At 61.1% G+C, this 22,982-nt stretch carries 20 protein-coding genes; 5 read left to right on the top strand and 15 right to left on the bottom strand.

Translation table 11 applies throughout. The features are described 5' to 3' along the window. Positions 1-2: 2 nt before the first annotated feature. From ACQK2L_RS19870 to gnd, 5 genes are all read right to left on the bottom strand, one after another. Entirely contained in the window at positions 3-1,121 is a 1,119-nt protein-coding gene (locus ACQK2L_RS19870) for an FAD-dependent oxidoreductase (RefSeq protein ID WP_425398786.1), read from the bottom strand. Between the two features lie 75 nt (positions 1,122-1,196). Then, a complete protein-coding gene (zwf, locus tag ACQK2L_RS19865; protein WP_425398785.1) occupies positions 1,197-2,648 on the bottom strand; it encodes a glucose-6-phosphate dehydrogenase in 1,452 nt (483 codons plus the stop codon). Positions 2,649-2,728: 80 nt separating this feature from the next. Further along, the gene (locus ACQK2L_RS19860) at positions 2,729-3,508 is read right to left on the bottom strand and encodes an SDR family oxidoreductase (RefSeq protein ID WP_425398784.1); all 780 of its coding nucleotides are present in this window, start codon (positions 3,506-3,508) and stop codon (positions 2,729-2,731) included. A 103-nt stretch (positions 3,509-3,611) separates the two neighbouring features. Then, positions 3,612-4,091 carry an SMI1/KNR4 family protein gene (locus ACQK2L_RS19855; RefSeq protein ID WP_425398783.1) on the bottom strand — a complete coding sequence of 160 codons (480 nt, stop codon included), beginning with the start codon at positions 4,089-4,091 and terminating at the stop codon, positions 3,612-3,614. A 17-nt stretch (positions 4,092-4,108) separates the two neighbouring features. Beyond that, positions 4,109-5,551, bottom strand: coding sequence for a decarboxylating NADP(+)-dependent phosphogluconate dehydrogenase (gnd, locus tag ACQK2L_RS19850; protein ID WP_425398782.1), 1,443 nt, complete (start codon positions 5,549-5,551; stop codon positions 4,109-4,111). Between the two features lie 273 nt (positions 5,552-5,824). On the opposite strand from gnd, the gene ACQK2L_RS19845 reads away from it, so the two are divergent. From ACQK2L_RS19845 to ACQK2L_RS19835, 3 genes are all read left to right on the top strand, one after another. Next, a complete protein-coding gene (locus tag ACQK2L_RS19845) occupies positions 5,825-6,976 on the top strand; it encodes a sugar kinase (protein ID WP_425398781.1) in 1,152 nt (383 codons plus the stop codon). Between the two features lie 62 nt (positions 6,977-7,038). Next, the gene (locus tag ACQK2L_RS19840; RefSeq protein ID WP_425398780.1) at positions 7,039-8,250 is read left to right on the top strand and encodes a hypothetical protein; all 1,212 of its coding nucleotides are present in this window, start codon (positions 7,039-7,041) and stop codon (positions 8,248-8,250) included. A gap of 151 nt (positions 8,251-8,401) precedes the next feature. Continuing rightward, the gene (locus ACQK2L_RS19835; RefSeq protein ID WP_425398779.1) at positions 8,402-9,349 is read left to right on the top strand and encodes a hypothetical protein; all 948 of its coding nucleotides are present in this window, start codon (positions 8,402-8,404) and stop codon (positions 9,347-9,349) included. Between the two features lie 144 nt (positions 9,350-9,493). On the opposite strand, the gene ACQK2L_RS19830 is transcribed toward ACQK2L_RS19835, so the two are convergent. From ACQK2L_RS19830 to serC, 8 genes are all read right to left on the bottom strand, one after another. Beyond that, complete coding sequence (locus tag ACQK2L_RS19830) at positions 9,494-11,263, bottom strand: matrixin family metalloprotease (protein ID WP_425398778.1); 1,770 nt, start codon at positions 11,261-11,263, stop codon at positions 9,494-9,496. Continuing rightward, a complete protein-coding gene (locus tag ACQK2L_RS19825) occupies positions 11,253-11,954 on the bottom strand; it encodes a SirB1 family protein (protein WP_425398777.1) in 702 nt (233 codons plus the stop codon). The genes ACQK2L_RS19830 and ACQK2L_RS19825 overlap by 11 nt, the downstream gene beginning before the upstream one ends. Before the next feature lie 84 nt (positions 11,955-12,038). Then, positions 12,039-12,542: a DinB family protein gene (locus ACQK2L_RS19820; protein ID WP_425398776.1), complete on the bottom strand. Its 504-nt coding sequence runs from the start codon at positions 12,540-12,542 to the stop codon at positions 12,039-12,041. Positions 12,543-12,620: 78 nt separating this feature from the next. Then, complete coding sequence (locus tag ACQK2L_RS19815; protein ID WP_425398775.1) at positions 12,621-14,009, bottom strand: zinc-dependent peptidase; 1,389 nt, start codon at positions 14,007-14,009, stop codon at positions 12,621-12,623. Between the two features lie 107 nt (positions 14,010-14,116). Next, positions 14,117-14,347 carry a BON domain-containing protein gene (locus ACQK2L_RS19810; protein ID WP_425398774.1) on the bottom strand — a complete coding sequence of 77 codons (231 nt, stop codon included), beginning with the start codon at positions 14,345-14,347 and terminating at the stop codon, positions 14,117-14,119. A gap of 180 nt (positions 14,348-14,527) precedes the next feature. Beyond that, positions 14,528-14,842, bottom strand: coding sequence for a hypothetical protein (locus ACQK2L_RS19805; protein ID WP_425398773.1), 315 nt, complete (start codon positions 14,840-14,842; stop codon positions 14,528-14,530). Between the two features lie 51 nt (positions 14,843-14,893). Then, a complete protein-coding gene (gene serA / locus ACQK2L_RS19800) occupies positions 14,894-16,516 on the bottom strand; it encodes a phosphoglycerate dehydrogenase (RefSeq protein ID WP_425398772.1) in 1,623 nt (540 codons plus the stop codon). Positions 16,517-16,687: 171 nt separating this feature from the next. Further along, entirely contained in the window at positions 16,688-17,779 is a 1,092-nt protein-coding gene (serC, locus tag ACQK2L_RS19795; RefSeq protein ID WP_425398771.1) for a 3-phosphoserine/phosphohydroxythreonine transaminase, read from the bottom strand. Between the two features lie 129 nt (positions 17,780-17,908). Here serC and ACQK2L_RS19790 point away from each other — a divergent pair, with 129 nt between their 5' ends. Next, positions 17,909-19,840 carry a chloride channel protein gene (locus ACQK2L_RS19790; RefSeq protein WP_425398770.1) on the top strand — a complete coding sequence of 644 codons (1,932 nt, stop codon included), beginning with the start codon at positions 17,909-17,911 and terminating at the stop codon, positions 19,838-19,840. 50 nt (positions 19,841-19,890) lie between these two features. On the opposite strand, the gene ACQK2L_RS19785 is transcribed toward ACQK2L_RS19790, so the two are convergent. Continuing rightward, complete coding sequence (locus tag ACQK2L_RS19785; RefSeq protein WP_425398769.1) at positions 19,891-20,982, bottom strand: CAP domain-containing protein; 1,092 nt, start codon at positions 20,980-20,982, stop codon at positions 19,891-19,893. A 255-nt stretch (positions 20,983-21,237) separates the two neighbouring features. Between ACQK2L_RS19785 and ACQK2L_RS19780 the strand changes: the two genes are divergently transcribed. Continuing rightward, positions 21,238-21,987, top strand: coding sequence for a hypothetical protein (locus ACQK2L_RS19780; protein WP_425398768.1), 750 nt, complete (start codon positions 21,238-21,240; stop codon positions 21,985-21,987). On the opposite strand, the gene ACQK2L_RS19775 is transcribed toward ACQK2L_RS19780, so the two are convergent. Then, positions 21,956-22,555 carry a hypothetical protein gene (locus ACQK2L_RS19775; protein WP_425398767.1) on the bottom strand — a complete coding sequence of 200 codons (600 nt, stop codon included), beginning with the start codon at positions 22,553-22,555 and terminating at the stop codon, positions 21,956-21,958. The genes ACQK2L_RS19780 and ACQK2L_RS19775 overlap by 32 nt on opposite strands. Between the last annotated feature and the right edge of the window lie 427 nt (positions 22,556-22,982).

Raw genomic sequence — 22,982 nt, 5'->3', positions numbered from 1 at the left:
CTTCACTTTGTGGGCGAGCCGATATTCACCGGGTGATCGAGCCCCAGTACCCAATTGCGCAGGTTTCCTTCGCCCAGTTTCATCGCCGCGGTCGTAAGCGGGGCGAATTGTCGCGCGAGGTGCGATAGCTGACTCTTCCCGCGGGCGATTTGCGTCATCTGTTCGACGCGACGGACCACGGAGTGTACCGCCGGGCTGCGCAGTCGGTGGTAGTCACGGAGGCGTCCCTGAGCCACCAGGTTCGCGAACACGTAGGCGTCCTCGATGCCGAGATTCATGCCGCGGCCGCCCAGCGGCGAATGGATATGCGCCGCATCGCCCGCCAAAGCCACCGGCCCCTTGGCGAATTCACTCGTCACGCAGTGCCGCATGTGGAATTCGCTCTCCCAAACGGTCGCTCCGGCGGTCGAATTGCCCAGGAGGTGATCGGTAATCGGCAGCACGTTACCAGCGATCCGCCAGAGGTTGTCGGCGATGCAGATCATGAACACAGCGCCGGCGTCGTTCCACTCGAGGTGCACGCGATCGATCGCCAGATCGGTTTCGAGTTCGATGTCGACCACCATCCATGGCTCGTCGAAGTGATCGCCAGGAAAATCGATGCCTAGTTGCTCTCTGACCGTGCTATGCGGACCATCGGAGCCCAGCACGATGTTCGCCACATACGATTCCGTCTCGCCGCTAGGCAAAGTGAGGCTGCACTCGACTTGATCGTCGCCTGCGACTTCGACCGTTTCGAGCTTGGTGTTGAATTCGACGTCGACTCCACGCTCGGCAAGCGCATCAGCGAGCGCCCTTTCGCTGTCGGCCTGGGGATGCACCAGCATGAAGGGGTACTTGTGATCGATCTTGGTGAGGTCGCCCTCGAAGATCACGCGGCCATGCCGCCAGAGATCCATGCCGTGCGCTGGCCGACCTTGCCGCAAGAGCCGTTCGGTCACTCCAGTCGATTCGAGCAGCGTAAGCGATCGCGGGTTGACGCCAAACGCTTTGCTATGGTCGGACAAACCACTGTGCTGCTCGACAATACGAACCGGAACGCCGAGGTCTGTAAGAAACAGCGAGGCGGATAGCCCCGTAGGGCCCGCTCCGACGACCAGAACTTGTGGCTTGGTATTCATGCAGGTCCCCTCAGTGGTATGGCCGCCCCGGCCGTACAGATAGTAGGTACGGCCGGGGGCGGCCATACTACCTTTCTAATGCAGCACGGGGCAGGTGTCGAACCACTCGCGACCGGTCTCGCGCATCCACTCGATCGACTCCATCGGTCCCCAGAATCCACGTTCGTACTTGTAGACCGGTGGTTGGTTTTCGTTCTGCCAGTGCTGCAGGATCGGATCGCAAATCTTCCACGCGGCTTCCACTTCGTCGGCGCGAGCGAACAAACTTGCGTCGCCTTCCAGCGCATCTAAGAGCAGCCGCTCGTACGCTTCCGGCATCACGCCTTGGAATTCGCGGTCGTAGCGGAAGTCGAGGTCGGTCTGGCGGAAGCGCATTCCCTGGTCGGGCACCTTCGTCTGAAAGTGCATCTGGATGCCTTCGGCGGGCTGCACCTGAATCACCAACTGATTGGCTTCGCAGTTGCGCGACGTATTCTCGAACAGCATGTGCGGTGGGCGGCGGAAGCGGATCACAATCTGCGTGGTGCGGCAGCTCATCGCTTTGCCGCTCCGCAGATAAAACGGCACACCCTGCCAACGCCAGTTATCGACCCACAGCTTCATGGCCGCAAACGTGGCGGTCTGGCTGTCCGCGGCGACGTCCTTCTCTTCGAGGTAACCGTCGTACTGGCCACGGAACGTGTCGGCGGTGATCATCTCGGGCGTCATCGGCCGCACCGCCTGCAGGACTTTCACTTTCTCGTCCCGCACAGGATCGGCCGCGTACTTCACCGGCGCCTCCATGGCCGTGATCATCATCAACTGCAGGATGTGATTCTGGAACATGTCGCGGATGATGCCGGACGTCTCGTAGTAGCCCGCGCGGCTGCCGATGTCGACTTCCTCGGCCACGGTGATCTGCACGTGGTTGATGTAGTTACGATTCCAGATCGGCTCGAAGATCGAATTGGCGAATCGCAGCACCATCAGGTTCTGCACGGTCTCTTTGCCCAGGTAGTGATCGATGCGGTACACCTGGTGTTCGGCGAAGTGATTGTGAACCACCTCGTTGAGCTTGCGGGCGGTCTCGCCATCGGTGCCGAAGGGCTTTTCGATCACCACCCGCCGCGGCCCGGTCGACTCATCCGCCATGCCGGCATTGCCCAGCATCTCGACCGCGGGGCCGTAGAACCGCGGGGCGGTCGAAAGATAGTACACGCGCTCGCTCTGATCACCGCCCTCCATCTCCTGGAGCGTCTTATCGAGCGCGGCGAAGTCTTCCGCGTTGCCGATGTCGCCTGGGTGGTAAAACACCTTGGTGGCGAATGCGTCCCACGAGTCGGCATCGAAGTTCTTGCCGGCGAACTTTTGCGTGCTCTCGGTGAGCGACTTTCGCCACTCGTCGTGCGAGAACTTGGTCCGCGAGAAACCAATCACCCGCGTATCGGCGGGCAGGCGTCCCTTACGATCAAGCTGATAGAGCGCAGGAATCAACTTCCGCTGCGTCAAATCGCCCGACGCACCGAAGATAACTATGGAATGTGGCATGGCGTGGTGAATGACCAATGAGCAGTGACTAACGACCAACTTTTAGTTTGGTCATTTGGTGTTCCGTCATTGGGTATTTGTCAAATGGTCATGGAGGTGAAACCGCCGTCGACGTAAATTGCCTCGCCTGTCATGAAGCTGCCGGCCGTCCTGGATAGCAGCAGGAGCGTCGCACCGATGAGTTCCTCGGGCTCACCGAAACGGTCCATCGGTGTATGTCGCATGATGTCGGCCACGCGCTCTTCGCTTAAGATTTTACGGTTCTGCTCGGCCGGGAAAAACCCGGGGCACAGGCAGTTTACCCGCACGCCCTGGGTGGCGAACTCGCGGGCGACGTTCTTTGTGAGGCTCAGCACCGCGGCCTTCGAGGCCGAGTAGGTGAACACCTTCGAGAGCGGCAGGAAACTGGTCACGCTGCCGATGTTGAGAATCGACCCGCCATTGCCGCTATCGATCATCGCCCGACCAAACACCTGACAACTGTAGTGCACACCAGCCAGGTTGCTCTTGATGATGCGGTCGAACTCGTCCTCTTCGATGTCGAAGTAAGGTGTCGCCGAGTTGACACCCGCCCCGTTGACCACCGCATCAACGCGGCCGTGGTCCTTGACCACTTTGTCGCAAAGCTCCTGGATCGACGCCTTGTTCATCGCATCGACCGACGCAAAACACGCCTTGCCGCCCGCCTTCTCGATCGCCTCGACGCGTGCTGCACCGCGTTCCTCGCTCCGCCCCGCAACAACCACATGCGCACCGGCCTTCCCCAGTCCTTCGGCCATCTCACCGCAGAGCACACCGGTGCCACCAATCACCACGGCCACCTGGCCATCGAAGCTAAAAAGTTTTTCTATGTAGGACATTTAGATTGCCTGTTGGATTTAGTTGAACCGCTGGGGAATTTGTTTAACCACGGAGGGCGCAGAGGGCACGGAGAGAATTGCTCGATCAAACCGGCTTATCTTCTCAAAGGAACTTGTCAATGTTCTTGCAAAATGCGTCAAGCGTCGGAAACAACTCTTCCAGTCCTTCTGGATCGTGAATCAGGTATTGAACCTCTGGATCGCTATCATCTGGATCAAGAACATAATAGTTCCCGCAAACGTCGTCGCCGATCACAACGAAGTCCGAGACATCTGTACCGGACCACTCCGTATCCTGGAGCCAGCTTGTGCCCATCAACAATCGCGAATAGTCAATGATCTCCTCCGGTCTGATGTAGATTCTCCCAAGCTCCTTCCAAATGCGAGCACTGACCGCATCTGAAAAACTATCAGGCAGAGTGATCAGCCAAGAACGATAGACCTCGGGCAACTCGACTCCCAACTGCCCCTCCACAAGGAGTACATCGTCCTCCGACACGACCTTTACCCCCCATTCGCTGTGTCCTCTGTGGTTAATCCCTCCGCGGCGCAGCTCCGGGCGCTGACGCTTCCGGCTCGCCAAGTTGGTGGATCTCCCAACTACGAGGGATCCTTTCGCAGGTCCAGCCACTCGGTGTGGAACATCTCGCCGCGGGGTTTGTCGGTGCGTTCGTAGGTGTGCGCGCCGAAGTAGTCGCGTTGGGCTTGCAGCAGGTTCGCCGGCAGCGACTCGCGGCGATAGCCGTCGTAGTAGGCCAGGGCGGTGTAGAACGCGGGGACCGGGATGCCGAGCGTGGCCGCGGTGGAAACCACGTGACGCCAAGCGTCCTGAGCCTTGTCGACCGCTTCGCCAAAGTACGGCGCGAGCAGCAGGTTCTCGAGTTTGGGATCCTTGTCGAACGCTTCCTTGATGCGATCGAGGAACACGGCGCGGATGATGCACCCGCCGCGCCACAGCATGGCGCAGTCGCCGTAGTTTAGCGGCCAGTCGTGTTCGGCCGCTGCGGCTTGCAGTTGCACGAAGCCCTGGGCGTAGCTCACGATCTTCGAAGCGTACAAGGCGTGACGCACCGCTTCGATAAACTCCTTCTTGTCACCGTCGTACTTCACCTCGGGACCATTCAGCACCTTGCTGGCGCGGACGCGTTCATCCTTGAGCGCCGATAAGCAGCGGGCGTACACGGCTTCGGTCACGAGCGTGCTCGGCATGCCGAGGTCGAGCGCCAGTTGGCTCATCCACTTGCCAGTGCCCTTCGCGCCGGCGCGGTCGAGCACCTTGTCGACCATGAACGAGCCGTCTTCGTCTTTGACGCTAAAGATGTCGCGCGTGATTTCGATCAGGTAGCTGTCGAGTTCACCCTTGTTCCATTCGGTGAACACGTCGTACAGCTCGTCGTTGGTGAGGCCTAGCACTTCCTTCATCAGGAAGTACGCCTCGCAGATGAGCTGCATGTCGCCATACTCGATGCCGTTGTGCACCATCTTCACGTAGTGCCCCGCGCCGCGTGGGCCGACCCACTCGCAGCAGGGGATGTCGCCGTTAGGACCCACCTTCGCGGCGATCGCCTGAAAGATCGGCTTGACGTGTTCCCACGAGTCGGGCGATCCGCCGGGCATCATGCTGGGGCCTTTGAGCGCGCCTTCTTCGCCGCCGGAGACGCCGGTGCCGCAGAACAACAGCCCTTGCTCTTCGACGTACTTGGTGCGGCGCTCGGTGTCCTCGAAGAATGTGTTGCCGCCATCGATGATGATGTCGCCCTTGTCCAACAGCGGGATGAGTTGCTCGATCAGCGCGTCGACCGCCGGGCCAGCCTTCACCAGCATCATTACCTTGCGGGGCGGCTTGAGGGCCTTCACCATTTCTTCAACCGAGTGGCAGCCGACGAACTGCTTGCCAGCCGCTCGGCCTGCCATGAACTCGTCCACCTTGCTGGTGGTGCGGTTGAAAACAGCTACCTTGTAACCACGGCTCTCGACGTTGAGCGCGAGGTTCTCCCCCATAACAGCCAAGCCGATGAGGCCAAAATCGCATAATTCGGACATCGCAACATTCTCTCTCGGTTAATCAGAACGCGCCTTTGCTAAGACCAAATCATCGGCACCATGGCGGAAGTCGTCAATATGCCGCGCGTTCGACAGCCACTGGGCATGGTCGGTTGCAACCGACGGTACGGATTGCGAATCGGCAGTCCGATTTTCGGGATGGGGCATCCTGCGAATGCCTATGAGCCCCCAATCGGGTTTTGACAGCCCGCTACCGCGGGGGATAATGAGCTGTTCTAACCGTTCCCCTTCCTCCCGCTTGTGACCACTCGAATGTCCGTACTCAATCTGAAACCCGCCGACGAATGTGAAATCGACCTGCTCTCGCTGGGCGCCCTAGTGCACCGGCTCGACCCCGGCACGATTCCGTTCCGCAAGGCGAGGTCGTTCGAGATCCATGTCTCAGGTGGCGAATACAACGTATCGGCCAACCTGGCGAGTTGCTTTGGCCAGCGGACGGCCGTCGCTACGGCCATGGTGAACTACGGCATCGGCGAACTGGTGCAGTCCCGGGTGCGGGAGATGGGTGTGCGGCCGTTCTACAAGCATTTCGAGCACGACGGAGTCCGCGGCCCGAACATTGCCACGGTCTACAGCGATCGAGGCCTCGGCGTGCGACCGCCAGTGGTACAGTACAACCGCGCGAACGAAGCCGCCGCGCAACTCAAGCCGGGCGACATCGACTGGCAGAGCATCCTCGCGCACGGCGTTCGCTGGTTTCACTCCGGTGGCATCTACGCGGCACTCGGCGAGCACACTTCGGACCTGATCCTCGAAGGCATGCAGGCGGCCAAGGGCGCTGGCGCGGTCACGTCGTTCGACTTGAACTTCCGCGGCAAGCTGTGGGCCACGCTGCCCGGCGGCAAGGAAAAGGGCATCGCCATGAACCGCGACATCGTCAAGCATGTCGACGTGCTGATTGGCAACGAAGAAGACCTGCAAAAAGGCCTCGGCTACGAAGGGCAGGACGTGGAGAAAGAGTCGGACCTCGACCCGGCCGCGTTCTTCGGCATGATCGAGCGTGTGAAGGCCGACTTCCCCAACGTGAAAGTGGTCGCCACCACGCTTCGCCAGGTGCACTCCACCAACCGCCACGGCTGGTCGGCCGTGCTGTGGTACAACGGCGAACGCTATCCCAAGCGGGTAGCCGACTACCCCGCCGAAGGCCCCGACCGCCCGCAGCTAATCGACAAGACCGACATGGGCGTGATGCAACTCGACGTGGTCGATCGCATCGGCGGCGGCGACGGTTTCGCCTCGGGCCTGATCTACGGCCTCTTGAACGATCGCCATCCCGAAGATTGCATCCGCCTGGGCTGGGCGCACGGCGCACTACTCACCACCTTCACCGGCGACGTCTCCATGGCCTCGCTGCCGGAAGTCGAAGCCCTGGCCCTCGGCGGCTCGGCGCGCGTGCAGCGATAGTAGCGATAGGCTACATTAAGCTGGTACGCCCTTTCGCCTCCAACGGAGCAAGGTACTAGCTCATGCGAAACCCGAACAGCCGAGCTGCAATTGCCGCCTCATTCGTCGCGCTACTGTGGTCGTGCCCTCCGGCTCTCGGTGAACTACCTGCAAAGTATGAACTACCTCGCTGGTGCGGGCAGGGATCGTTGGTGGTAGTAGTCGATGTCTCCGACGTCCAGAGCGGCTTCTACGAAATGGCTGGCCGCGCGGAGGAGATTGTTCGACTGGTTAAGCGAGCCAAGGCAAGTTGCCTGATCGTCGAAGATGCCGATCTTCCCTGGCGGCGTGAACCGCGGACCCGTCAGCCTGCCTACCAACCGGCGACCACGTACCTCCGACTCGCGAACCACTTGGGAGTTCGTCGGGGGGTCGTGCTTCCGTCCGTTGGTGTGGACCCGTCTGCCAAGCAACAGAGCGAGTGGATAACTCGGGTGGTGGAACTCGTCGACCGCGACGATTACGACTACATCGCCTTGCCCGACCAGGCGTCCGTAGCCGCCTTTCTATCCGCCCCAAAGGATGAGCTATACCGGCGGGAACTGCGAGACGATGAGCGTACCAACTGGTGGTCAACCTCAGCGGGCAACCGACGTTCTGAATGGAGAGTTCTAAGATTGCCGGAGTCGGCCAGCACGGAGCCATCCCTCGCGGCCACCGTCGTCGAGGCGACCAAAGCCCCCTGGCTGGAGGCGCAGCCGCCAAATCGATATGGCCGCAGATGGCCCAAAGAGTTCGAAGTCACTCTGGAAAACGGAGACGGAGCAAGCCGTCAGTTTGTGGATCAATTGATCGACGCAGCCAGCGACAGTAGGAACACGAGGATTCGATTGCGATTGACGCTGCAAGCCGACGGGTCGCTCGACGATCAGGCGTTTGCCACACTGCAGGAAGTCGCAGAGTGGATGGAAGCTTACGGCAGCCCGTGGGACCATCGCCATATTGGGCCGCCGCCATACATTGCGAATGACGCTACGGAGGGCCTGCGTGTCATCTGCGGACATGGGACACTCTGGGTTATCGGCGATGCGTGGCCCAAAGATGGGATACACCTGCCTGCACTATACGCGGACAACGCGCACGAAGTCGTCTCGGTTCGTCTGGTAGGCACTCAGAAGATGCTGATGTGGCAACAGGGCGACCACGAAATCGGTCTGACGATTCAGCCTCCGCGCCACAAACCACGGAACCTCCCGTGGGTCGTCGAAATTGGCTACATCGATACGACACCGTAGGTGCGGCTTGACGAAACATCAGCAGCAAAGCTAGCACTCCCCGCCACCAGCAGGCTTGTCTATTCAATGTTGACCTCGAGCGCGGGCTTTTCTAATCTCCTCGCGCTCTGGCGATGTTGCGCCGGCACCATTCTCTCTGGAGGCGACGAGTATGCGATTCGTACTGGCGGTGGCACTGGTTTCGATGGGGCTGTTCTCCCCGACAGAGGCTCAAGAGCCGGCCATCTTGCCGGCGCCGCCGGCGGAAGCCATCGTTGCGCCGGCCCCGCAGAATTCGCCGCCCAGCCCGGTGGCCAAGCAGTACGTTATCAAGTGCGAAATCTTCGCCCAGGATGCCAAGGAAGAATCCAAGCTGCTGGCGGCGCCCCACATTGTGGTGACCGATGGGCAGGAAGGTCACATCGCCACGCAGGCCGAGTTGCCGTTTGTCACTGGAATGCGTTCCAGCGATAGCGGTGAAGTGAAGCCGCTGGTCACGCGGATGCGAGAAGGAACCACCGGCACGGTGACCGTTCAATCGCTGGAGGACGAGAAGGTACACGTCGACGCATCGTTCAGCGTGTCCCACGTCGCTCGCACCGATACCCTGCAGGGATCGACAAAGGGCACCCCGGCTACGCAGGCTCCGCTGCTGAAGACCGACGCCTGGCGCGTCGTTCGCACGTTGGAGTTGGGCGAGTCAATCGAAATCCGCGACACCATACAAGGCGAAACGCCCGGCCAACTGATCGCCAAGCTCTCCGTCGATCGCATCGGCGCCGACGAAGCGGCCATCACACCGATCGGTGCTGCGGAACCACCCGCCACTGAATCCGCGAAGCCCGTCCACACGGTGGTATACGCCGTGGGCGACTTGCTGGAAGAAAACGCCCGCAATCTACCTTCCGAAAAGCTGCAACACACCGACTTCGTGCTCGTGATGGACATGATCTTGAGCGAAGCAGCGGTCGAGTGGAACAACGATACCTCGTTGCGATGTCATCCTAAGAAGCGAATGCTCGTGATCTCGCAGACGCAAGAAGGCCACGAGGAAATCGCCAATCTGCTTCGCGACAAACGGACTCACGTGGCGGACGCCAAGAATCTGCTGCTGAGATAGCAAATCGTAGAACGGAATTTATTCCGTTAGCCCGTATCGTTGTAGCCGGATTCGCAAGAATTCAGAAGGCCTAACCACTAAGTCCGAATTCTTGCGAATCCGGCTACGCTATAAGCTAATCATCGTAACGGAATAAATTCCGTTCTACGGGGATCGATACGCCGGCAGCTTGCGGATACTCCCCTCAATCCGCTCCATCATTTGCTGGAATCGTGCATCGTCGCGGCCGCCGAACTGGCTGATGAATTGCATGGTGGTCATGCCTTCGGGCAGCTCCGCCACGTCGGGCAGGTAGTCCTTGGTGGTGAACTCGCGGGCCAACGTGTCGAGCTTCACCCGACCGTCCAACAGTTCGCTCGCCAGATGGATGCCTGCCTTGTCGGCCGCCAGGTCGGCGAAGCTGAACCCGGTGCCGCCATTGGAGTCGAGCAGTTCCTTGGCCATGCTAAGCGTCTCGGCCGACTCGCGCCCCTGCAGCCCGACCAACATGGCGGCCACCGTGAAGTGCCGCGCCAAGTCGTTTCGGCCCAGCGCCGTGGGCTTGCCGATGTAGCTACTGCGAATCGATCGCTCGGCGGGCGTTTCGACGCGAGCTAGCGCCGGCGCGATGGCTGGCAACTTGTTGAGCTGTTCGGGATCGCCCACGGCGATGCCGACAGACATCAAGAACACCTTCGCCTGCACCTCTTCCGGCGCTTTGGCCGACTCCTGCGCCGCCAGGCGGACGAACTGCTCGAACAACTCATCGCCCTCGAAACGATGCGGTCCCGCCCCGCCGGAACCGGCCGCGGGCAGTCGCTGGTTGGTCCGAGCGGCCTGGGTCATCTTCGAAATCACGCCCCGCACCGCGTCGCTGACCGGATCGCTGCGTCGTTGGCGGCCAAGCTGCCGACGCAAGACGCCGGCCGCGGGGTCGTCTGGCCGGGCGTAGCCCAGTACCTCGTAAACTTCGTGCAATCGGTCGCGCGTCGCTGGCGCTACCTGGTCGAAGCGGCTCACGCGGCGGCGGCGAATCTCTTCGCCCACCATCGATATCAGCAGCGTGTTAACCGGATCGAACTTGAGCACGAACTCCTTACGCCGCGAGAAGCTTTCGCCCAGCACGGGCCGCATCACGCTATCGGCTTCGGGACTGTGCGCGGCGCCCAGGTAGTGCCCCAACTCGTGCACCAGCAATTCCAAGCGGCCCTTTTCGCTGGCATGACGCGACCACTCACGCAACAAAATGTGCGGTCGCAGCGGCCCGCGTGTGCCGCCCATGTGGGTGCGGCCGGCGGAAAGTTCGTACTGGCTGCTAAAACCGATGGCCAACTGCCCAGGAAACGGGTCGGCCGTCTTCTCGAAGTCAGCCAGCGTGGCGTGGAAGTCCGTCACGCTGTTGTCAGTGGTCCACGTATCGACGGCCACCACTTCGAGCTTGACCATCGCGTGACGGTGGAGAATCTTGGAAGCCTCCGCGATACGCTTGCGGAGCTTGCCCTCCCACATCACGCGGCTGGTGGGCTCGTCATCGTCTACCAGAATCTTGACGGGAATCGTCGCCACGGGCGTGGTTGCCGCCGCACCGGGAAGCCCGGCGACATAGCTCTTCGTGTCGCCCAGGCTGATCCGCTCCAGATCGAGCGTCTTATCGTCGCGAGTGCCCAGAAAGTAGACCGCGCCTGGCTCGAGGTTGTAGCTCAGGGTTTTGCGTCCCGATTTGAATGAGATGCTCGCTGCACTGTCGGCAAAGATCGGGCGAGAACTGCCCGGCGAGAGGGTCACCTGCCACGGCAGAGCGCCGGGCAACGTGATTTCCACTGGCACCCGCCGCTCGGTGCGGTTCGCCACCACCATCACGTCGGCCCATGCCTGCCCGCTGATCATTACAAGCCAGCAGGCCACTGCGGACACCCAGGCACTCTTAAACCACATGCTCTTGCTCCACCAGGTCCAGCAACTCCTGCATGGCGTAAAGATCCTTTTCGCGTCCGGCGCGGGCGAAGATGGCGGTCAGGTTCATCAGCAGCCGCGCGATCCAAGTGCGATGGCTCGCTGGCGCGAGCAACTGTGGGTCGGGTTCGATGTGCGTGCCGGTGGTCTGCGCGATGCGGTCGAACGCTTCGGGCAGCGACAGCAGCGTGCCGCCGTAGAACGGATCGACAAACATCAGCGAACGCTGATGCGCCTCCTCGGTTTCGACCGCCACCAGAAAGTGCCCCGGCGAATTGACGCCATGCACGGTGAGGCCCAGCTCGGCGGCAACGTACTTGTAGACAATGGCCAGCGTGATCGGAATGCCGCGCCGCGTCGCCAGCACGACCGGCAGGTAGCTGTTCGACGGGTTGTAATAGTCGTCTTTGTTGCCGCCGAACTCTAACAGATCGAACATCACGTCGTGCATGTGGGCCAGCAAGGCATCGGGCGACTCGCTCGGCGTGCGGCTGCGAACTGCCTCGACCATTGCGTCGAGCGACTTAAGCGCCAGCGCGGCTTCCGATTCCCCCGCCTCGTGCGACGCCACCGCGCAGGCCGCCCGCACCAGCCCTCGCCGGGTGCTTAACAGTGGTAGCTCGCGACGCAATGCGTCGTAAGCCAAGGGGCGGCAATATGCGGGCGAAGACATGAAGCTCGGGGCAGGGCAGGGGGACGCGGGTTCCCTTCCAGCTTAGTCCCTTACGACAAATCTGCCCACCTGCGAAATGCGGAGCTACCGTAATGGAGCGTGCCCAAGGCCGCGGCAGCAAACGGACAGTTGGCCAGCGTGAATCATCTCGTGCGCCGCGCCATAGAAGAAGTAGTGCCCCAGGTTGGGTGCCGTGGCCATGGGGCTGGCGGGATCCATAGCGGGAAGCGGAGCCGCTATTTCTTCCTCCGTTACCTCGTCCAGCACGCGTAGCAAGTTTTCACGACGTTCGTCCATGTACGCTCGCACTTCATCAACAGCCGGGTAGGCGTCCAGCGACGATTGGCATTCGGTGCCAATCCAGAACATCGCTTCGTAACCATCGGGAACGTTGTGCGTGGCTTCGCGAAACCGCGTGGCGAACCGGTTATCGGCGATCGCCAGATGCCCAACCATCCACAGGGCGTGATTCGCGTTCGGCGTTGGGCGGTAGACCCAATCTTCAGGCTGAGTAAGCTGGGCAAGTTGTTTCAGCGTGTATTGGCGGGCCGTGTCGAGCAAGTGACGCGCATGCGGTTTGAAATCCATGAAGGGCTCCTGGGTTGGCTACTTTCGGTCCGCCGAATTGTAGCAGTAGGAGCCGCAGACGCGGAAGCAGGTTCGCCATCACTGACCGCCATCCGCCGATAATCGGCGGGCGCGCTCGTCGTCTTCTGCGGCCAGCTCGGCTTGGCCCGCCAGGCGGTAAGCTTCGGCGCGCCAGCGGTAGGTTTGCGGATCGTAAGGATCGAGCGACTTGGCATTGTTCAGTCGGCGGATCGCCTGCTTCACGTCGCCCTGCTTCATGCACGCATAGCCCCAGTGGGCGTAGGCCTCGGCGATTTCGCCCGTCTCACAAGCTTGCCTCAGATCCTCGATCCCAGCATCGTACTGTCCTCGCTGCACCAACACACAACCACGCACGAAGATTGCCTCGCGGTCGTCGGGGTCCAACTGAAGAGCCTGTTGGGCGTCGGCGAGCGCCTCAGTCAGCTTGTCCAGACCATAGTAGGCCAACGCCCGCGTCGAGTACGCTTCGCTGTCTGCTGGATCGCTGGCGATCGCCTTGGTGAACGACCGCACGGCTGCCTCGTGGTCACCGTCCTGGTATTCGGCCATGCCGCGCGAGAAAGGATCATTAGCAATAGCCGGACGCATGACCGGGCGCCGAACTCGGCGCGGACGCTTGTCAACTTCTTTCAGTGGTGGTTGTGCCTCGCGCGGCAGGTAGTCAGCGGGGCTTTGACGAAAAAACCTCGCCATCACCTCGTACAAGCCCGCGTGACGCTCACGCAATTCGTGTGGTTGCTCGAAGAACACTTCACTTGCCACGGCGAAGAACTCCGCCCTGTTCGTCGCGCCGTAGTGACTCAGCAGCGTCGGCTCGCCGCGCTCCGCCTGGGCCACCAGTTGCAGGTAGTCGAGTTCGGTAACGCGGTACCAATCGCGCTCGAGTTGCATATCGTCTATCGGCGGCGTACCCGACATGTCGCCATCGAGTCCATCCAGGTGATGCGTGAACTCGTGGATCACCACGTTCACTCGCCAACCTTGGTCGTCTCGCGGGTGAATGATGCTATCCCACGCCAGAATGATCGGGCCGCGATGCCACGCTTCGCCCAATCGCGGGCTTTCGTCGCGTGTGCCGCGAATGGGATCGGTGCCCCACGTCCGCGTCTGGTCCGCAGTGGCGTAGAATGGGTGCGGGTAGAGGATGATTTCGGGGATGCGGTGAAAATAATACGGCTCGTCGAGCCCCAAGGTCATCAGCGCCGCCTGGCCTGCGACCGTCACCCGCATTTCGTCGGTCAGCTCAAACCCGCTTCCGCCCGACCAATACCGCTCGGCAACCACGTGCCGCACCACATCTTCCAGTTGCGCTCGCTGTAGCGAACTCAGGTGCCGGTACTGCCAGATGTGCTGATCGAGATATTCGCGCCACTGGCGCGGCGTGCGGCGCAGTACGGGATCCGCTTGGTGCCCGATTCCCAGCCACTTAGCGAATGTACAAAACACGGTGAAACCCATCTGGTGCGAAGCGGTGGATCAAACGCGACAAGCGAAACTGCTCGTCGGTGAATGATATCAGCTTACCCGCCCGCGGGCACCGGTTGAGTTGGGGCTCACCAAGTAACTTCCACCAAGTTCAGAATGCGTTCTTCGCCAGCGATGTGGCGGATCGACTCTTGGGCCATCTGCTTCTCAAAGAAGGTCTGCACCCGGCCGTGCAACCGAACGCGGCCATCTTCGCTCGACTCGACGCGAACCTTGCCGGGGGCGATGTAAGGATTGGAATTCAGAGCATCGGCGATGCGGTCGATGAGTTGCGGCACTTCGTTTACGGTTTCGAGCATGGCGGCGGGACTCCAGCAGTGTGATGGCGGCGAACGGAGGGCGTGCCTCGGGTGAGGGCTTACAAGTATTAGCCATCGGAAAGAAACTGCGCCAATTTCAGTAGAGAATATCTAACGGCTGGAGAAACCCGGCAAACGGGCCAGTCCGTGCGGCCTGTGCGGGTTACGCGGGGCACGAAACTAGAGTTCCGCATGCATAAAGTTGCGTATACGCTGGCGAGTGCCTTCGTCCACCGCGCCCGATACCTTGGTCATCAGCCGGCCCGACTGGGCGTGTGCCGCTTGAATCACCAGCCGCGATTCCGGGGCCACGTCCTCCTCCAGAAACTCAACGACGCGACCGACCCGAGCCTCGGGAAGCCCGCGAATCGACACCACGCGCCGGCGTCTGACCACGATCTTGATAGGCCAGGATGGCTGCGCGGTGGTCCAGATTCCGTACAGAATCAGGCCACCGATCAGCAAGAACGCGAGCACGATGGGGTCGAAGGGCATGTGCCAAGTTTACACCAGGCGCGGTAGTCTTGGCTTCACCAAGCCGCCTCTCTACCCTGCCAGCCAAGACGGCAATTCCCCAGCCTTCGGCAAGCAAACCGCCTGAGCCGAAGTGATGTGGGGCAGGGCGGTGATGGCTTCCATGGCTTCGGGCGAGGGGTCGCCGTCGAGGTTCAGCACGCCCACCGCTTCGCCGCCCGCTTGGGTGCGGCCGACGGCCATTTGGGCGATGTTCACGCCGTGCTCGCCGAACGTGGTGCCCACCGCGCCGATCACGCCGGGCAGGTCCTGGTGGTGGAAGATGAGCATCGAGCCGTCGAGGTACGCTTCGAGGCGGTGCTCGTCGACCGACACCAGCCGCGGCATCTCTTTACCGAACAGCGTGCCGCTGAATCGCTGCGTGACGTCGCCAGCCGAAAGCTCCACGGCCATCGACGAGCGGAACGCGCCCATGTCGGAGTTCGATTCTTCTACCAGTTCGATGCCGCGCGAGTGCAGCATCATCTCGGCGTTCACCAGGTTCACTGGCTCGTCCATCGCACCTTCGAGCAGCCCCGCCGCGAACGCGGAGGTGAGCAACTTGGTGTCTTCGTGCGCGATCTCGCCGCGGTACAGCAGGTGACACGACGCGAGGCCGCTGGGCTGCGCGCTGGCCGACAAGCGGCCAAGTCGATAGGCGACGTCGAGGTAGCCACGGAGCGCTTCGAGCGTCTTGGGATCGAGCGCGGCCACGTTCACCGCGTGGCGGATGGCGCCAGTAGTGAGGAACGACGTAAGCAGATCGACCGCTTCGGTCGCCACCGAAGTTTGGGCCTCTTCGGTGCTGGCGCCCAAGTGTGGTGTGCACACCACGCCCGGCATGCCAAACAGCGGGTTGTCGGTGCAAGGTTCATCGGGATAAACGTCCAGTGCGACGCCGGCCAGCTTGCCCGACTTCAACCCTTCGACCAAGGCCGCCTCGTTGTAGATTCCGCCACGAGCACAGTTGATCACCCGCGCGCCGGGCTTGATGATTTCGAGCTGCGCCATGTCGATCAGGTTGCGCGTCTCCTCGGTGAGCGGCGTGTGCACGGTGAGGTAATCGACGTGCGGCAGCATCTCGTCGACTGTTTTGATCAACTCGATGCCCAACTTCTGGGCGCGCTCTTCGGTCATAAACGGGTCGTATCCAATGACGCGCATCTCGAGGCCCAACGCTCGCTCGGCCACCGCCAGGCCAATGCGACCCAGGCCAATGACGCCGAGCGTCTTGCCGGCCACCTGGGTGCCCATGAACTTGCCCCGGTCCCAACGCCCTTCGATCAGGCTCTGGTACGCCGGCGCGACGTTCCGCGACAGGGCGAGCATCAATGCGATACTGTGTTCGGCGGTACTCAGCGTGTTGCCCGCCGGGGTGTTCATCACCACGATACCGGCCTTGGTGGCGGCCGGCTTGTCGATGTTATCCGTACCCACACCCGCACGAACGATGGCCTTCAGCCGGCGATTGCCCTCCAGCGATTCGGCCGTGATCTTCACACCACTGCGGCAAATCGCACCGTCGAAGCGGGTAAGCGCTTCGCGCAGCTCGTCGCCTTTGAGTCCGGTGATTACTTCGTAGTCGATCCCAGGAGCCGCCTCGAGCATGTCGAGCCCTTCCTGAGCCAGTTTGTCGAGAACAATTACGCTTGCCATTTTGGATTCGCTGGGTGTTAGACGTTGAATAAAGTTGTGTTAGCAGGGTCGCAATCGGGCACCGACTATGGTCTTCGTCAAACGGATCTTTTCGCGTGGCGATCTCGGGAAAGGCCTAGTCGTGCCAGCCAATCCTGACGATCGCCACCCGAAAAGTCCGGCTTGGCCAAACTAGTGTCGACCGACGAAATCGATCATGAAGTCGCGCAGCGCCTCGACGCCGGACATCGGCATCGCGTTGTAGATCGACGCACGGATGCCGCCGACCGAGCGATGTCCCTTCAGGTCGGTGAGTCGTTGCTCCTTCGCCGCGGCCAGGAACTTCGCCGTGAGTTCGTCGTCGGGCAGGCGGAAGGTGACGTTCATTAGCGAGCGGAACTCGGGCTGTGCGTGGCCCTGATAGAAATCGGGGTTCGCGTCCAGCACCTCGTACAACAGAGCCGCCTTTTGCTTGTTCAAGTCGTGCATCTTTTGTAGACCGCCAATGTCGTCCTTGAGCCAATCGGTGATCAGCTTGAGCATGTAAATAGCGAACGTCGGCGGCGTATTCCACATCGAGTCGTTGTCGGCGTGGGTCTTGTAGTTCAAGTAGCCCGGCAGTTCGTCGCTGGAGCAGTCGAGCAGATCCTTGCGCATGACCACAACCGTCAGCCCGGCAGGCCCGGCGTTCTTCTGGGCACACGCATAGATCAAGCCGTACTTCGATATGTCGAGCGGCCGATGCAGGATGTCGCTCGAGGCGTCGCACACCAGCGGCACCGCGCCAACGTTGGGCTCGTTGGCGAACTGCACACCTTGGATGGTCTCGTTCGACGTAAAGTGGACGTAACCCGCATTGGGGTTGAGGTCCAAATCGCTGTCGGCCGGCAGGCGGTTGTAGTTGGTGTCGCCGCCGTCCCAGGCAACGCAGATGTCGCCTTCCTTCGCGGCTTCTTTCGCGGCGTTCTTGCCCCAACTGCCGGTGAGGATATAGTCGGCCGAGTTGGCGTGCTCGCCCAGCAGGTTCATCGGCACCATCGAGAACTGCAGCCGGCTTCCGCCCTGCAGGAAGATCACCGAGTAGCTGTCGGGGATTGAGAGCAACTCGCGGAGGTTGGCTTCGGCCGCCTGGGCGATCTCGATAAATGCGGGACTCCGATGGCTGATCTCCAGCACGCTGGCGCCCACGCCAGGCAGCGAGAGTATTTCGGACTGCGCCTTCTCGAGAACACAGAGGGGGAGCGTAGCGGGACCGGCAGAAAAATTGTAGTTTCGTGTGGTCATCGGAGTGGTAGGGTTATGATGACATGTTGAAAAACGCAACGTGGCTGCGCATTGTAACGCGGTGCAGTGTCACCAGTTAGGGGCCATCGACCGCGTACATCCGCATCCAGCTATCCGATTCGCGCAAAAATGTCTTCAGACGCCAGTTCATGGACCGCCCGCGCTCGAGGGATGTTCGCTGCGCTCGGCCGGCGCGACCCGCTGGGAGGGCAGGGGCTCGTCATCGCCCTGGCGGCCCTGTGTGGATTGCTGGCTGGCTACGGCTCGGTGCTGTTCACCCAGATTATTCACACGGTCACCGATTGGACGTACGGGTGGGCGAACGATCTGGCAGCAACGCAGCCAGCGTGGAAAATCGCCGTGATGCTGAGTCCCGCGCTCGGTCTGGTGGTCGTCTCCTATATCACCCGACGCTTCGCACCCGAGGCCCAAGGCCACGGTGTTCCGGAAGTGATCACGGCCGTTGCTCGGCACGACGGGATCATTCGCCCCCAAGTGGCGATCGTGAAGATTCTGGCAAGTGGGCTGTGCATCGGCACCGGTGGATCGATTGGCCGCGAGGGACCCATCGTCCAGATCGGAGCGACGCTGGGCAGCATGTTCGGGCAACGCTTCCGGCTCTCGGCCCGAAACGTGAAAGTGCTGCTGGCCGCCGGTGGCGCCGCAGGCATCAGCGCGACGTTTCACGCACCGCTAGCCGGTGCAATCTTCGCCAGCGAGATCATCCTGGGCAGCTTCGCGGTGGAGTCGCTCACGCCGATTGTGATTGCCAGCGTGATTGCCAGTGTGGTGCAAGAGCAAGTAGGCGAACATGGCAAGGAGCCTGCATTCCAGGATTTGACTTATAACTTCGAAGACGCTTGGCTGCAATTGCCCCTGTTCCTGCTGCTCGGGCTGATCGCCGGCATCGTGGCCGTGGGATTTATCCGCGTGTTGTACGGCACCGAAGACTTGACGCAACGCTACCTGCCGTCCTGGTGGCAAAGAGCTTTGGCATTGGGCCTGGTGGTAGGCCTCTTCGGCATCATCTACCCGGCGTCGCCGCCTCACATGTCGGTGTCGCGCCAAATGGAAGTGGATAAGGGGCGTCAAGTGCAGCCTCCGCTGTTGGGAGTCGGATACCAAGTGGTAGATCATGCATTGCATTTGCAGGCACAACCAGCGGGAACCAACCAGCAATTCAACACGCAGTACACCGCGCAGAAGCACGTCAAAGTAGATCCGTCAGGAATGTGGCGAGAGTTGTGGTGGCTGTTGCCGCTGGTGTTTCTCAAGCCAATCTGTACCAGCCTCACGCTGGCCGGCGGCGGGTCGGGCGGCGTGTTTGCGCCGTCGCTGTTCATTGGCGCGACGCTCGGAGCGTGCGTGGGGATTGTAGTGCACGCGATCGTGCCAGAGCACACCGCCTCGCCGGGCATGTACGCCATCGTGGGCATGGGCGCGGTGGTAGCCGGAACCACGCACGGGGTGCTGTCGGCCATTCTGATCGTGTACGAAATGACGGACCAATACGAGATCATCCTACCGATCATGGCCGCCGCCGGCCTGTCGAGCGTGGTCTCCCGTGTGATCGAGCCAGAGAGCATCTACTACAAGAAACTCAGCCGCCGTGGCGAACGGATCTCGCGAGGGCATGATCTGCACCACCTGGACCATATCATGGTCCGCGATGTGATGATTCGCCAATTCCCAGTGCTCCAGCACACCGACACCGTGCTGGATATCGTCCGCGTCGCCCGCGAGAATCCCGAAATCGAAAGCCTTCCGGTCAAAGACGCTGAGGGAAAGCTGATAGGCATCATCCGCGCCGAAGACCTGCACCGCATGCTCGACAGCGACATTTCACCACTGCTGGTAAACGCCGAAGACATCGCGCTCCGCGCGCCGCTATCGGTGTCGCCCACCGAAAACCTGATCGAGGCCCTCAGCGACTTCGGCAGCCGCGACGTGGAAACGCTACCAGTGGAAGTCGGCAAAGGCGCCAACCGCCGCCTCGTGGGACTCCTGCTGCGCAGCGACGTCATGGCTCGCTATCGGCAAGAGATGCTCAGTGGGCACTAGGAGTCGAGCAGTTAAGAATCGCGGAGGCAAGGGTGCCTCCGGCTAAAACGCTATCCCCGGCCGAATAGTTCCGTCCAGTGTTGGCCCTCGCGGCCGACGCCTACGGTTCGGTGGTCGCCGAGCATGTTCTTGTGGTGCCCTGGGCTGTGGAACCAGCCGAGATTTACCACTGGGCCGGTGGGGTAGCCGTGGGCGATGTTCTCGCCCGAGGCGCGTGCGCCGAAGTTGGCTGCACGGTCGCCGAAGCTCTTCTTCCCAGGTACCGGCGACTCGTGCGAGAAGAAGTTGTGTTCGACCATGTCGTGCGAGTGATCGCGGGCGGCGGCCGTGAGTTTCAGGTCGACCAGCAGCGGATCGAGGCCCAGCAGCACGCGCATCAGATTGAGCGACAACACGCACTTGGCTTCCTCAGGATCGAGCTTGGCCGCCAGACGCTCGTTGGCAGCCAAGACCGCGCGGTGCTCGGCCGACATCGGCAAGGCGAGGCGGACCGCGATCTCTTCCTCTTGAGTCAGGAACTCGTCGAACGTGAGCGCACCGCCTTGATCGTCGGTGGCGGCTACCTTGGGGGCAGCTTTGGCCAGGTAGCCTTGCGCCACCTCCCACAGCTTGCCCGACGGCAGCAAGTTCTCGCGGCGTTCGACCAGCTTGCGATTCGTACTGAGCACGTCGGCGCGATCCACCAGAGCGATCTCCGCTAGGCGCTTCATCGCTGGGTCGCCCACTTTTTTGATCAGGTCCTTCGACAGGTTCGGGTCGTTCCGCAATGCGTTGACCTGTTGCTGCAATTGCTCAATCTCCGCCTTGTCGGCCTCGGCAAACTTGCGCTCTGCAGCGCCTTCGGCCGCGCGGAAGAAGTCCTGGCGATACTTGCCCACCGCGGGGCTCAATTGCGCTTCGATCAAGCCGCAGATATCCTCCACGGCCAGAGGACTGGTCTGCATCGCCTCGGCAAGCGCCTTGGCCTGGGCATCGGGGTCGCGTCGGGCGCGGCGAAAACGGGCTACCAACTGCCGGGCGACGCGTCGCTGGCTGGGAGTAATTCGGGCAGGGGCGGCATCTTCGGCATCCGCGGCCTGAACCGGGGGATGTTGTACTGCCAGAAGACCTGCCAACAGCAGGCACACAAACGGGGCGCGCATCACAAGCTCCAATGTTCCGTGTTTCCACCCAAATGCCTCTCTGGTTACAGCTTATCATCGGGCTGTTTGCCGTACCACTGCTGCACACCGAAGATTGCCGCGAGAACGCCGCATTTCTTCCCCTATTTCGCCAGTCTTCCAGTGACTTCACTGCATCTAGTTGACACCCGCGGTGGCGGCAGCCAACTTAGAGGTTAGCCGCAGCCCCGCCTGTGAGCCCAAGCCCATATTCACCCCCAGTTCGGGAGCCCTGACATGGTTACTCGCTTGTTCGTTTGCCTCGTTGCCATTTTGGTCACCGCCGGATGCAGTTGGGCACAAGAACCCACCGCCACAAAGTTCCCGCCGAAAGAAACCACGGCGGAAGATGGCGACAACGCTGGCGAAGCCGAAGGCACTGACGCAGACGAATTGTTTGCGGGAGTCGACAACGAAGAACCTGCCGCAGCTGAGGAAGCAGCCGCCGAACCGCCGGAAGATGCCTTAGGGGCCGGAGACATGCCAGAAGAGGCCGCTGCAGAAGCCGGTGCACCCGCCCTGACCGTCGATCAATTAGCCATCGAAGACCTGAGAGCTCGTCTAGTTGAGCTCGAAACGGAGGTGGAAGCCCTAAAAACAAACCTTGCCATCGCTCAAAGCAAGATCGGTCAAATGGTAACGGCCGATGAGTTTCGCGACAAAACCCTTGGTGCGATGAGCGAGGACGCTGCACTACGCGGCCGCGTGGGCGAACTTCTACAAGGCAAGGTTCGCTTGAACAACCCCACGGACGAATCGGTGGTCATGTACATCAATGGCACCGCCTGGACCGTGGTACCGGGCAAGTCGTTCGTCCACGCACCGGTTGGCACCGTATCCTTCTTGTACGATCCCGCCGGCGAGCCGGAGTTCAAGGGCATTCAAGAATGGGACAAGGTGGAAGGCTCCGACCAATTCGAGCTGGAGTACGAAGTCCGCACGCCTGGCATGAATGCTAACGAACGTAGCGTGGTTCGCCAGCAATAGTTGCTGCCACGGGTCGCTGCTGGCGCGAAACCTGCTTTCTCACCGCCGCACGCCACTGGTGTTCGAGTTGCGACACCGACCGGATGCCGTAATGCGCGGCTAGCGCTCGTTCGACGCTGCCTCTCGAGTCGGCCACGAATTCGACGAATTTCTGACGGCCGCCCCGCTCGATAAGAAAGTCAGTTAGACTTTCCGCGGCCGCGTATTGCCACTGCTGGCGTATTTCGCTCTCAAGTAGCCGGTCGAGGTGTGGCCAACTCTCGATGGCAACGAAGCCAGCCAGTTTTTGCTGACGAATGGTCTTGCGCCGCTCGTTGTCGTAACGACTGGCAATGCCCTCGTTAGCCCAAATCGGCATCGCGTCGCCAAAACGCGAAGCAAGCACAACGTGCGCCAACTCATGGTCGAGCAAGGAACCGGTGATCTCCTCCTCGCTGCCATACAGCCACATCATGTGCCCGCCTTCGGGGGTACCGATCAGCGTGCGAGCCGAAGATCGATCGTCGTCGATCTCTAGATAGATGGTTGTGGTCGCGGTTGGATTGGCTGTGCGGGTGGCTGGGAGCACTTCTCCCAGCCACGCCGCACTCAACCGCGTTAACAGAGTTTCGGCTCGCTGGACAACCTTGTCCGCTAACCGTTGGTTTGCAGCGAGAACAGTGAAATGTGTCGACGAGGCAACGCTTGCCGCGGGTGCCGACGCTGTACCGCTCCAAAAAAGTGCAAGGGCAATTAGGCCCACCGCTCGTTGCGATCCGTGCAACATAAATCCTGAACCTCCGTGTTCAGTTCTGGTTCCAACCCTCCTTGGCTGTCACCAACGTTGGAGGGATTATGCGTGCTAGCGTGAGGGTTCTCCAATAGGGGTTTTCGAAAAATGTTTAAAAACAACAACGATGTGTTTTAATGGCTTAAAAGTGCTTGCCAGCGCTAATGAAATGGCCAAGAGCACATCCCTGGACAACTGCTTGCTTTGAGGGTTGGCGATAGCCCTA

Origin of the sequence: Aeoliella sp. (assembly GCF_965227375.1) — a bacterium.
Taxonomy (GTDB): Bacteria; Planctomycetota; Planctomycetia; order Pirellulales; family Lacipirellulaceae; genus Aeoliella.
Note: the sequence above shows the minus strand (reverse complement) of the source record. Positions and strands in the feature narration are given on the sequence as shown.

What these genes read in the sequence shown, in the direction of transcription:
- ACQK2L_RS19840 (WP_425398780.1), top strand. Translation starts at nt 7,039, where the DNA reads ATGCGAAACCCGAACAGCCGAGCTGCAATTGCCGCCTCATTCGTCGCG.
- ACQK2L_RS19820 (WP_425398776.1), bottom strand. Translation starts at nt 12,542, where the DNA reads ATGGATTTCAAACCGCATGCGCGTCACTTGCTCGACACGGCCCGCCAA.
- serC (WP_425398771.1), bottom strand. Translation starts at nt 17,779, where the DNA reads ATGACCACACGAAACTACAATTTTTCTGCCGGTCCCGCTACGCTCCCC.
- serA (WP_425398772.1), bottom strand. Translation starts at nt 16,516, where the DNA reads ATGGCAAGCGTAATTGTTCTCGACAAACTGGCTCAGGAAGGGCTCGAC.
- ACQK2L_RS19845 (WP_425398781.1), top strand. Translation starts at nt 5,825, where the DNA reads ATGTCCGTACTCAATCTGAAACCCGCCGACGAATGTGAAATCGACCTG.
- ACQK2L_RS19780 (WP_425398768.1), top strand. Translation starts at nt 21,238, where the DNA reads ATGGTTACTCGCTTGTTCGTTTGCCTCGTTGCCATTTTGGTCACCGCC.
- ACQK2L_RS19810 (WP_425398774.1), bottom strand. Translation starts at nt 14,347, where the DNA reads ATGCTCGAAACCGTAAACGAAGTGCCGCAACTCATCGACCGCATCGCC.
- ACQK2L_RS19785 (WP_425398769.1), bottom strand. Translation starts at nt 20,982, where the DNA reads ATGCGCGCCCCGTTTGTGTGCCTGCTGTTGGCAGGTCTTCTGGCAGTA.
- zwf (WP_425398785.1), bottom strand. Translation starts at nt 2,648, where the DNA reads ATGCCACATTCCATAGTTATCTTCGGTGCGTCGGGCGATTTGACGCAG.
- ACQK2L_RS19825 (WP_425398777.1), bottom strand. Translation starts at nt 11,954, where the DNA reads ATGTCTTCGCCCGCATATTGCCGCCCCTTGGCTTACGACGCATTGCGT.
- ACQK2L_RS19835 (WP_425398779.1), top strand. Translation starts at nt 8,402, where the DNA reads ATGCGATTCGTACTGGCGGTGGCACTGGTTTCGATGGGGCTGTTCTCC.
- ACQK2L_RS19830 (WP_425398778.1), bottom strand. Translation starts at nt 11,263, where the DNA reads ATGTGGTTTAAGAGTGCCTGGGTGTCCGCAGTGGCCTGCTGGCTTGTA.
- ACQK2L_RS19805 (WP_425398773.1), bottom strand. Translation starts at nt 14,842, where the DNA reads ATGCCCTTCGACCCCATCGTGCTCGCGTTCTTGCTGATCGGTGGCCTG.
- ACQK2L_RS19860 (WP_425398784.1), bottom strand. Translation starts at nt 3,508, where the DNA reads ATGTCCTACATAGAAAAACTTTTTAGCTTCGATGGCCAGGTGGCCGTG.
- ACQK2L_RS19870 (WP_425398786.1), bottom strand. Translation starts at nt 1,121, where the DNA reads ATGAATACCAAGCCACAAGTTCTGGTCGTCGGAGCGGGCCCTACGGGG.
- gnd (WP_425398782.1), bottom strand. Translation starts at nt 5,551, where the DNA reads ATGTCCGAATTATGCGATTTTGGCCTCATCGGCTTGGCTGTTATGGGG.
- ACQK2L_RS19790 (WP_425398770.1), top strand. Translation starts at nt 17,909, where the DNA reads ATGTCTTCAGACGCCAGTTCATGGACCGCCCGCGCTCGAGGGATGTTC.